The organism is Lentzea tibetensis (genome assembly GCF_007845675.1).
In the GTDB taxonomy this organism is placed as follows: Bacteria; Actinomycetota; Actinomycetes; order Mycobacteriales; family Pseudonocardiaceae; genus Lentzea; species Lentzea tibetensis.
Genome location: NZ_VOBR01000011.1, coordinates 172,086 through 183,425, shown reverse-complemented (window position 1 = coordinate 183,425; position 11,340 = coordinate 172,086). Strand labels below are relative to the sequence as shown.

Annotated in this window: 3 protein-coding genes and 1 pseudogene; 2 read left to right on the top strand and 2 right to left on the bottom strand. The window is 70.9% G+C overall.

The annotated features are described in order from the left end of the window. Positions 1 to 20: 20 nt before the first annotated feature. Together FKR81_RS19145 and FKR81_RS19140 are read right to left on the bottom strand one after the other, a co-directional pair. Positions 21 to 680 (bottom strand): potassium channel family protein, encoded by a 660-nt coding sequence (locus FKR81_RS19145; RefSeq protein WP_235921636.1) that lies wholly within the window; start codon positions 678 to 680, stop codon positions 21 to 23. Next, entirely contained in the window at positions 670 to 2,007 is a 1,338-nt protein-coding gene (locus FKR81_RS19140; RefSeq protein ID WP_268891571.1) for a TrkH family potassium uptake protein, read from the bottom strand. Before FKR81_RS19140 ends, FKR81_RS19145 begins: the two co-directional genes overlap by 11 nt. Before the next feature lie 431 nt (positions 2,008 to 2,438). Here FKR81_RS19140 and FKR81_RS19135 point away from each other — a divergent pair, with 431 nt between their 5' ends. Both FKR81_RS19135 and FKR81_RS19130 read left to right on the top strand, forming a co-directional pair. Continuing rightward, the gene (locus FKR81_RS19135; RefSeq protein ID WP_146353444.1) at positions 2,439 to 3,713 is read left to right on the top strand and encodes a serine hydrolase domain-containing protein; all 1,275 of its coding nucleotides are present in this window, start codon (positions 2,439 to 2,441) and stop codon (positions 3,711 to 3,713) included. A 50-nt stretch (positions 3,714 to 3,763) separates the two neighbouring features. Continuing rightward, positions 3,764 to 11,335, top strand: a pseudogene (locus FKR81_RS19130) (amino acid adenylation domain-containing protein); the annotation flags it as partial. Between the last annotated feature and the right edge of the window lie 5 nt (positions 11,336 to 11,340).

Below are 11,340 nucleotides of genomic sequence, written 5' to 3'. Positions count from 1 at the left end.
GCATTGATCTTCAATGCACACTAGGGGAGGTCCGCGAACCGCTCCACCTCGCCGGTCCTGCCGGCCACGATCAGCACGTCACCGGGATTGACCACGGTGTCGACGGTCGCGTACGTGAACCCCTCGCCGGGCCGCTTCACGCCGACGACCGTGACGCCGTACTTCGCCCGCAGCCGCGACACCCCGAGCGAACGGCCCAGCGCCTCGCCCGGCGGCCGGGTCTTGATCATGGCGTAGTCGTCCTCGAACTCGATGAAGTCGAGCATCCGGCCGGTCACCAGGTGCGCGACCCGCTCCCCCATCTCGTGCTCGGGCAGCACCACGTGGTGCGCGCCGATCCGGGAGAGGATCCGGCCGTGTTCCCGGCTGATCGCCTTGGCCCAGATGTGCGGGATCTCGAAGTCCACCAGCACCGCCGTGGTGAGGATGCTGGCCTCGAGGTCGGTGCCGATGCCGACGACGGCACGGGTGAACTCGTCCACCCCGAGCTGCCGCATGACGTCGGCGTCGGTGCTGTCGGCGACGACGACGTGGGTCAGCTCGTCGGCGTGCCGCTGGACGAGTTTGGGATCGGAGTCGATGCCGAGCACCTCCGACCCGTGCGCGATGAGCTCGATCGCGAGCGAGCTGCCGAACCGGCCCAGCCCGATCACGACGACGCGGGACGCCTTATCCGACAATGGGTCGCTCCTCGGGTAGTTCGTAGCGCCGCGTGCGTTCGCGCAGCGCGAGCGCGGAGGCCAGCGTGATCGGGCCCAGCCTGCCGACGATCATCAGCAGGATGATGACGACCTGGCCGGTCACCGGCAGCTTCGGCGTGATGCCCGTCGACATGCCGACGCCGCCGAACGCCGACGTCGTCTCGAACAGCACGTCGTCCAGGCGGAACGAGGTGGTCCCCAGCAGGATCAGGGTCGCGGCCATCACCGCGCCGACGCCGAGCAACGCGACGGTGACGGCCTGCCGCTGCACCTCGTTGCCGATCCGCCTGCCCATCGCGTGCACGGTCGGCTCGGCCCGCACCTCGGCCAGCAGCACGAACGCCAGCAGGGCGAACGTGGTGACCCTGATGCCGCCCGTGGTGCCCGCGCTGCCGCCGCCGATGAACATCAGCACGTCGTTCACCAGCAGCGTGGCGGGCTGGAGCTGGGAGATGTCGACGGTGTTGAACCCGGACGTCCCCGGCATGACGCCGTGGAACAGCCCGATGAGCAGCTTCTCCGGCACGCTGAACGGTCCGAGCGTGCCTGCGCGCCCCCATTCGACGACGAGCACGACGAGCGTGCCGAACGCCATCAGGCCCAGGTAGACGGGCACCGTGATGCGGGTGTGCAGCGAGTACCTGCGGTGCCCGCGCCTGCGCATCAGCTCCAGCAGCACGGGGAAGCCGAGGCCGCCGGTGATCGCCACGGCCGCGATCGGCAGGCAGATGAACGGGTCCGTCGCGAACCGCATCAGGTTGTCCGGGTAGAGCGCGAGCCCGACGCTGTTGAACGCGGACACCGAGTGGAACACGCCCTCGTACAGCGCGCGGCCGGGTGAACGGCTGTAGCCGAGCCAGAACCGCAGTCCGAGCAGGATCGCGCCGACCGCTTCGACGGCCAGGCTGATCAGGATCACGCCCGCGACCAGGCGGCGCACCTGGCCGAGGTTGAGCGTGTTCGTCTCGGTCTTCACGGTGAGCTGCATGCGCAGGCCCATCCGGCTCGAGATCAGCATCGCCAGCAGCGACGCCAGCGTCATGATCCCGAACCCGCCGATCTGGAACAGCAGCAGCACGACGGCCTCACCGAACGCCGACCAGTGCGACGCGGTGTCGACCACGGCGAGCCCGGTGCCGGTGACGCCGGAGACGGCGGTGAACAACGCCGTCATCGCGGCGGTCGGCCTGCCGCTCTCCGCCGCCGCGGGCAGCATCAGCAGCAGCCAGCCGACGACGGTCGCGGCGAGGAACGCCATGACCACGAGCCGGGCGGGATGCCGCCACCCGGTTGTCCGCCCATGCACCCGGCAAGATTAGCTTCGGCGCCCCGTCTCAGCCGACCAGCGCGGCGAGCGGGCACCCTAAGCACTCACACACTGAAAGAACTTCCACACTTCCGCCCAATCCCGAAAAGTCGACATTTGCTTGTAGACTGAGCATCGCTCAGTTACTCCGCGTCAATGTCGGGCAGCGCACACGGTTCTCCGGGATATCACCTAGCCGGCCGTGCATTACGAGACGTTTCGGTCCAAACACGGCCATTCAGGTGAACTCCCGCCAAAGAGCGGCGAACAGCCTGTGACAACCGAAGACGAGCAACGTCTTAATTGGATAATCCCTGTCGTATGCTCCATTCGGCGGTCCCGTTCGTCTATACGTGTTTGACAACGTACGACTGAAGCTGAACGGCCTAATGAGTTGATCCTCTGGGGGTTCGACATGCTCGCGAGGAACCATGGATGACTCCCTTCTCTCCCCATTGCTGGAGAAACTCGCCCGACACCATCTGATTCCCGGTGCGCAGTTCGCGGTTCACCGGGACGGCCGGACCCAGGCCGTCGAGTTCGGAGAACAGGAACACGCGGGCGGAGTGCCGATGACCGGGCAGGCACGGGTGCCGGTCGGGTCGATCAGCAAGACGTTCACCGCGGCGCTCGCGATGGTCCTGGTGTCCGACGGGGACCTCGACCTCGACGAGCCGCTCGCCGAGTGCCTGCCCGCCGGGCTGAGCGAGGGGCTGACCGCGCGCCACCTGCTCAGCCACACCGGCGGCCTGCCGTCGGACCCCGACGAGGTCAGAGCGACGTCGTTGCGGCGGCACGCGCAGGACCTGTGCCGGCGGACCGCGCCCATGCACGAGCCCGGCCGGAGGTTCTCGTACTCGAACAGCGGCTACGTGCTCACCGGCCACCTGATCGAGATCGTCACGGGTATGAGCTGGTGGGAGGCCATGTCGTCGGTACTCCTGCGGCCGCTGGGCATCGATCCGCACTTCGTCGTGGCGCCGGACGGCGGCCAGGCGACGGTCCCAGGGCACGCCGTCAACCCGGCCACGGGCAGGGTCGTGCCGGTCGAGCAGTCGCTCACGCTCGTGGACGCGCCCGCCGGCTCGATCGCCGCCAGCGCGCTGGACCTCGTCGCGCTCGGCAAGCTGCTCGCGGGCCTCGGGCCGGGGCTCGTCGACGACGACGTGCTCGCCGGGATGAGGGTGCCGGTGCCCGGCGCCGAACCGTTCGGGATGGCCGACGGGTGGGGACTCGGGGTCGCGCTGTACGACGGCGGCTGGCTCGGGCACGACGGCACCGGTGACGGCACGTCGTGCCACCTGCGGGTGCACCCGGAAAGCGGGACGGTCGCCGCGCTCACGACGAACGGCAGCACCGGATTCACGATGTGGCGCGAGTTCGCACGTGAGCTGGGTATAGGTGATTACGACGGTTTTCGTCAACTAGGTAAACCCCTAGAATCCACGCGGGAATTCATGGGACGTTTCTTCAACGGCGACACGGAGTATTCCGTGGTGCCCGGTGTCGATGCTCCGCTGCGCCTCGTGGTAGACGGCGAGCCATTCGCCGAGTTGACTCTCTACAACGACCTCGTGTTCGCCATGCGAGACGTTGACACCGGGGAGACGAACCAGACCGGCCGGTTCCTGCGGGATTCGCACGACGCGGAGATCAGCTGGTTGCAGGTCGGCGGCAGGCTAGCGCGCCGCCACACCGCCGCCTGATCCGCCCCAGTTTCAGCCTTGTCCTCCGAAAGGCAACCTCGACGATGATCCTCACAGAACTCTTCCGCGCCCAGGTCGACCGGACACCGGACGCTCCCGCGATCATCTCCACCCGAGAGACGCTCACCTTCGCCGAGCTGAACGCCCGCGCCAACCGGCTCGCGCACTGGCTCATCGCCCGCGGCGCAGGCCCCGAACGGGTCGTGGCGCTGCGACTACCGAGGTCCGTGGAGATCCTCGTCGCCCAGCTGGCCGTGCTGAAGGCGGGCGCCGCCTACCTGCCGATCGACCCGGCCTACCCGGCGGACCGCATCGAGTTCATGCTCACCGACGCGGCGCCGCTGCTCGTGCTGGACGGCCCGGTGGACACGAGCGGCTGCCCGGACACCGACCCCGTCGTCGACGTCGACCTGGCCGGCATCGCGTACGTGATCTACACGTCCGGTTCCACGGGGCGCCCCAAGGGCGTGCTCGTGTCGCACGCCGGGCTCGCGAACTTCTCGGCGGCCGAGATCGAGCACTTCCAGGTGCGGCCCGGTGACCGGGTGCTGGAGTTCTCCTGCCCCAGCTTCGACGCGTCCGTGCTGGAGCTGTGCATGTCGCTGCCCGCGGGCGCGGCGCTCGTCGTGCCGCCGATCGGCCCGCTGCTCGGCGACCAGCTCGCCGAGGTCATCAGGGACAACAAGGTCACGCACGCGCTCATCCCGCCGGTCGCCATGGCGACCGTCCCGGACGTGCCGCTGCCGGACTTCCGCACCCTCGTCGTCGGCGGCGACGCCTGCTCCGCCGAGCTGGTCGCCCGGTGGGCACCCGGCCGCCGCATGATCAACGCCTACGGTCCCACCGAGTCCACCGTGGTCTCCACCTGGAGCGAACCTCTAGTCCCCGGCGGGCTTCCGCCGATCGGCAAGGCGATCCCGGGCACGGTGACGCACGTGCTCGACGACGAGCTGCGCCCGGTGCCCGACGGCACGCCGGGCGAGCTGTACGTCTCGGGCATCGGCCTGGCGCGCGGGTACCTGGACCGGCCGGGCCTCACCGCGACCCGGTTCGTGGCGAACCCGTTCGGCGCGCCCGGTGCCCGCATGTACCGCACCGGCGACATCGTGAACCGGGACGCGGGCGGCGTGCTGCACTTCGTCGGGCGCGCCGACCACCAGGTGAAGATCCGCGGGTTCCGCATCGAGCCGGGCGAGATCGAGTCCGTGCTGCTCGAGCACCCCGGCGTGCGCGAGGCGCTGGTCGTGGCGCGCGCCGACCAGGGGCTCAAGCGACTCGTCGCGTACGTCGTCGGCGACGCGAACCGGGTCGAGCTGCGGCAGCTGGTGGCCGGCAGGCTGCCCGACCACATGGTGCCGTCCGCGTTCGTCACGCTCGACGCGTTCCCGTTGAGCGCCAACGGAAAGCTCGACCGCAAGGCGTTGCCCGCTCCGCTCACGGGCACCGAGGACCCCGGTTTCCTCGCTCCGCGGACCGACGCCCAGCGCGCAGTCGCCGAGGTGTGGCGGCAGGTGCTGGGCGTCGACGCGATCGGCGTGGAGGACGACTTCTTCCAGCTGGGCGGCGACTCCGTGCTCGCCATGAAGGCGCTCGCCCTGCTCGCGCCCGGACTGCCGCTGCGGACGCTCTTCGACAACCGGACGGTCGCCCAGCTGGCCGCGGTGCTGCCCGACACCCGCGCCGACCGGATTCCGCACGTCCACAACGGACAGCGACCCGTTCCGCTCTCGTCCACCCAACGGCGGTTGCGCGGCGCCGAGGGAATCGACAACAACACCGCGGTCGCCGTGCGGCTCGTCGGCGAGCTGGACCTGCCGCGGCTCCAGAACGCGCTCAACGCACTCGCCGCGCGGCACGACGCGCTGCGCACGACGGTCCACGACGACGTCCAGGTGATCGCACCGCACGCCGAACTGCCGCTCACGGTCGTCGAGAACATCGACGACGAGCTGCGCAGGCCGTTCGACCTCGCACGGGGCCCGCTCACCCGCGCCCTGCTCGTTCCCCAGGGACACGACGACCACGTACTCGTGCTGTGCCAGCACCACATCGTCACCGATGGCTGGTCGGTCTCCGTGCTCTTCGCCGAGCTGGCCGCGCTGTACGCGGGCGAGGTGCTCGCGGAGCCGGAGCTCCAGTACCCGGACTTCGCGCTGTGGCAGCACGAGCAGCCCGCGGGCGGCGTCGACTACTGGCGGCACAAGCTCGACGGCATCGAGTCGCTCGACCTGCGCACCGACCACGTCCGCCCGCCGCTGCGCGGCACGAACGGCGCCGTCCACCGCGTCCGGCTCGCGCCCGAGCTGGTCGGCCAGCTCGCGAAGGTCGGCCGCGCGCACGACGCCACGCTCTTCATGACGCTCACCGCCGCGCTCAAGGTGATCATGGCGAGGTGCAGCGGCCAGCGCGACATCGCGCTCGGCACGGTCAACTCCGGCCGGGGCAGGCCCGAGCTGGACGGCGTCGCGGGCTTCTTCGTCAACACGCTGGTGCTGCGGTCGTGGATCAACCCGAGCGACAGCTTCACCGAGTTCCTCGGCACCGTCCGCGACACCGTGCTGGAGGCGTTCGCGCACGACGACGTGCCGTTCGACCGGCTCGTCGAGGAGCTGCGCCCGGACCGCGACCCGAGCCGCACGCCGATCGTGCAGGCCGCGGTGGCGCTCCAGCAGCCGCTGCTGCGGAGCGCCGACTTCGGCGGCCTGCGCGCCGAGGAGTTCGACCTGCCGCGGCACGCCGCGCGGTTCGACCTCGTCGCGGACTTCTGGCCGCGCGACAACGGGTTGACGCTGGCGCTGGAGTACAACACGGACCTGTTCGAGCCGGACACGATCGAGCAGATGGCCTGCCACCTGGTCGCGCTGTGCGAGGCCGTCGCCGCCGACCCGGACATCAGCCTGTCCGGTTTCGCGGGCGAGGCGGAGTCCACCACCAGGGTGCGCGGCTTCCGGGTCGACCCGGCCGTCGTCGAAGGTGCGCTGAAGCCCCACGTGGCCGACGCGCACGTCGTCGCCCTCGACGGCAGGCTCGTCGGCTACGTGACGCCCGGCGACGTGAACCCGGCTCTGCTCAGAGGTCTGCTCGGCCAGGTGCTGCCGGACTACATGATCCCGGTGACGTGGGTCGTGCTCGACGTGATCGACCGCGACGACCTGCCGGAGCCGCCGGAGGAACGTCCAGCGGACGTGCGGTACGTGCCGCCGCGCACGCCGGTCGAGGCCGTGCTGGCGTCGGCGTTCGCCGAGGTGCTCGGCGCGCCGAAGGTCGGTGTGCGGGACAACTTCTTCGCGCTCGGCGGTGACTCGATCCTCGGTATCCAGGTCGTGTCGCGGGCGCGGCAGGCCGGTCTGAAGCTGACCGCGCGGGAACTGTTCGTGCACCAGACGATCGCCGCACTGGCGCCGCACGTCGAGACCTGCGTGACCCCGGCCGCCGACCAGAACCGGGTCGCGGGCTTCGTGCCGCTCACGCCGATCCAGCGGTGGTTCTTCGAGAACAACCCCGACCACGAGCGGTTCCACCAGTCCGTCGTCGTCGACTTCCCTGAAGACGTGGACGCGCAACGACTTCAGGCCGCCGTCGCGAAGCTCGTCGAGCACCACGACGCGCTGCGCATGCGGTACGAGCGGACCGGCACCGGCTGGCGGCAGCACAACGAGCTCGACGGCCACTCGCAGCTGACGTGCCAACAGCTCGGCCCGCGCGGCGTCCGGCTGTCCGCGCACCACCTGGTGGTGGACGGCATCTCGTGGCGCGTGCTGGCCGAGGACCTGCTCACCGCGTACCAGGGCGAGTCGCTGCCCGCGAAGACGACGTCGCTGAAGGACTGGGCGGGCAAGCTCGCCGTCCACGCCCATCGCGGCGGCTTCGACGACGAGCGCGCGTACTGGGCCGGGATCACCGGTGGCCGGTTCCCCAGCGGGACGACCGCGTCGCAGCGCGCGGTCTCGGTGCGGCTGACCAGGCAGGAGACCCGCGCGCTGCTCAAGGACGTGCCGCCGGTCTACCGCACGCAGGTCAACGACGTGCTGCTCGCGGCGCTCGGCTGCGTGCTGAGCGGCTGGACCGGTGACCGCCGGGTGCTGCTCGCGCTCGAGGGCCACGGCCGCGAGGAGCTGTTCGACGGCGTCGACCTGTCCCGGACGGTCGGCTGGTTCACCACGATGTTCCCGGTGGCGCTGGAGATGCCGGAGGCGGGCTGGGGCGCGACGCTCAAGGCCGTCAAGGAGCAGCTGCGCGAGATCCCCCGGCGCGGCATCGGCTACGGCGCGCTGCGGTACCTGACCGACGAAGGTCTGCCGGACGTCACGCCCGAGGTCGGCTTCAACTACCTCGGCCGGTTCGACGACGCCCAGCGCGGCATGGACCTCGACGCGGACCCGGCGAGCCCGCGCCCGCACGCGATCGACGTCGTCGGCCGCGTCGAGCAGGACGCGTTGGAGCTGACCTGGTACTACAGCACCGATCTGCACGACGGGAACACCGTCCGGCGGCTCGCGGACGAGATGCTGACCGCCTTGCGCGACATCACCCGGCACTGCGCGAGCCCCGAGGCAGGCGGCCGCTCGCCGTCGGACTTCCCGCTGGCGCGACTGGACCAGGAGGCCTGCGACCGCATCGCGCGCGGAGACGTCGAGGACGTCTACCCGCTCACGCCGATGCAGGCGGGCATGGTGTTCCACGGCCTCACCCAGGCCGACGGCGTGTACTTCCAGCAGACCAGCTTCATCCTCGACGGCGACGTCGACGAGCTCGCCGAGTCGTGGCAGGCCGTCGTCGACCGCACGCCCGTCTTGCGCAGCAGCGTGGTGTGGGAGGGCGTGCCGGAACCGCTGCAGGTCGTGCACGCGGGCCCGGTGCTGCCGGTCACGAAGCTCGACTGGACCGGTGTCTCCGACGAGCAGCGCCGCACCCGGCTGCGCGCGCTCATCGAGGAGGACAAGGCACTGGGCCTCGACCTGACGGTGGCGCCGCTGATGCGGATCGCGCTCGCCAGGCTGTCCGCGACCGAGGTGCAGGTGCTGTGGACGTTCCACCACGTGCTGCTCGACGGCTGGAGCGTCTTCCAGGTGCTGAGCGACGTGCTCGGCGGCCCGGTCGACCGGCCTCCGTTCCGCGACTACGTGGAGTGGTTGCGGCGCCAGGACGACGACCTCGCCGAGCAGCACTGGAGCGACGTGCTCGGTGACTTCGCCGAGCCGACCGCGCTGCCGTTCGACCGCCAGCCGACCTGCCAGCACGCCGCGTCGACGTCGCAGCGGCTGCGGATCTCGCTGAACGAGGAGGAGTCCGCCGCGCTCTACGCGTTCGCGCGGAGGCAGCAGCTCACCGCGGGCACGATCGTGCAGGGCGCGTGGGCGATGCTGCTCGCCCGCTACAGCGGCCGCGACGACGTGTGCTTCGGCTCGACGGTGTCCGGCAGGCCGGTCGACCTGCCCGGTGTCGACGACATCACCGGCATCTTCATCAACACGCTGCCGGTGCGGATCGGCGTCGACAACGCGGCGCCGGTCGCCGGGTGGCTGCGCGGCGTGCAGGAAGCGCAGGCCTCCTCGCGCCGGTTCGAGCACCTCCCGCTGACCAAGCTGCACGCGCTGAGCGGCGTCGCGGGTGGCGTGAACCTGTTCGACAGCGCGGTGGTGTTCGAGAACTACCCGGTCGACGGGCTGAAGCTGCGCGCGGTCGAGGCGGCGGAGCTGACGAGCTTCGCGTTGAGCGCCACCGTCTACCCGGAGGCGGAGCTGCGGATCCTGCTCGGCTACGAGCCGTCGCTGTTCGACGAGCGGACCGTGCGCAGGCTCGGCGAGCACCTGCGCGCGTTGCTGCTCGGCATCGTCGACGACGCGGACCGCCCGGTCGGCGAGGTGCCGATGCTCAGCCCGGTCGAGCGGCACCAGGTGCTGACCGCGTGGAACGACACCGAGCACGAGGTACCGCCCGTCACGCTGGTCGACCTGCTCACGCCGCACGACCCGGACGCCGTCGCGGTGCGCTTCGAGGGCGAGTCGGTCAGCTACGGCGACCTCGTGGCGCGCGCGAACCGGTTGGCGCACCGCCTGATCGCGGCGGGCGCCGGTCCGGAGCGGGTGGTGGCGGTGACGCTGCCGAGGTCGATCGACCTCGTGGTCACGCTGCTCGGCGTGCTGAAGTCCGGCGCGGCGTACCTGCCGATCGACCCGGACCTGCCCGCCGACCGGATCGCGTTCATGCTGTCCGACGCCGCCCCGGTGCTCGTGATCTCCTCACCGCTCGACGCGGCGGGCTTCCCGGACACCGACCCGGACGTGGTGCCCGCGCTGGACAACCCGGCGTACGTGATCTACACGTCCGGTTCGACAGGACGGCCGAAGGGCGTCGTGGTGCCGCACGCGGGCATCGTGAACCGGCTGCTGTGGACGCAGCACGAGTACCAGCTCACGCCGAGGGACCGGGTGCTGCAGAAGACCCCGGCGAGCTTCGACGTGTCGGTGTGGGAGTTCTTCTGGCCGCTGATCGTCGGCGCGACGCTCGTGGTGGCGAAGCCGGAGGGCCACCGCGACTCGGCCTACCTCGCGGACCTGATCCAGCGCGAGAACATCACGACCGTCCACTTCGTACCGTCGATGCTGCGCGCGTTCCTCCGCGAGCCCGCGGCCAAGGGGTGCACGAACCTGCGCCGGGCGTTGTGCAGCGGTGAGGCGCTGCCCGCGGACGTGGTGCGCGACTGGCACGAGCTGCTGGACGTGCCGCTGCACAACCTCTACGGCCCGACCGAGGCGTCGGTCGACGTGACGAGCTGGGAGACCACGCCCGACCCGCTGACGGTGCCCATCGGGCGGCCCGTGTGGAACACCGCGCTGCGGGTGCTGGACGCGGACCTGCGGCCGGTGCCGCCGGGGGTGCCCGGCGAGCTGTACCTGGCGGGCGTGCAGCTGGCCCGCGGCTACCTCGGCAGGCCGGGGCTCACCGCGGACCGGTTCACCGCCGACCCGTTCGGCCCGGCAGGTTCGCGCATGTACCGCACCGGCGACCTGGCGAAGTGGCGCGCCGACGGCACGGTCGAGTACCTGGGCCGCACCGATCACCAGGTCAAGATCCGCGGCCTGCGGATCGAGCTGGGCGAGATCGAGGCGGTGCTGGCGACCGTGGCGTCCAACGCCGCGGCGGTGGCGTGCGGCGACCGGATCGTGGCCTACGTGACCCCGGCGACCGCGGACGTCGGCGCGTTGCGGGAGGTCGCGGAGGCGGCCCTGCCCGCGTACATGGTGCCGTCGCTGATCGTGCCGCTCTGCGAGTTCCCGTTGAGCCCCAACGGGAAGCTGGATCGCCGCGCGCTACCCGCGCCGGAGTTCGGCCAGGAGAGCGGGTACGTCGCGCCGCGCACGCCGACCGAGGAGGCCGTCGCGATGATCTGGGCGCAGGCGCTGGAGATCGAGCGCGTCGGCGTCGACGACGACTTCTTCGAACTCGGCGGCGACTCGATCCGCAGCCTGCACGTCACCTCGCTCGCCCGCTCCACGTTCGGCGTCGAACTGACCCCGCGCGACGTCCTGTCCGCCCGCACCGTCGCCGCGCTCTCCGACCTCGTCGAGGAACTGATCCTGCGCGAGCTCGAGCAGGCCGCCTCGCTCGACGAGCTGTGAAGGAA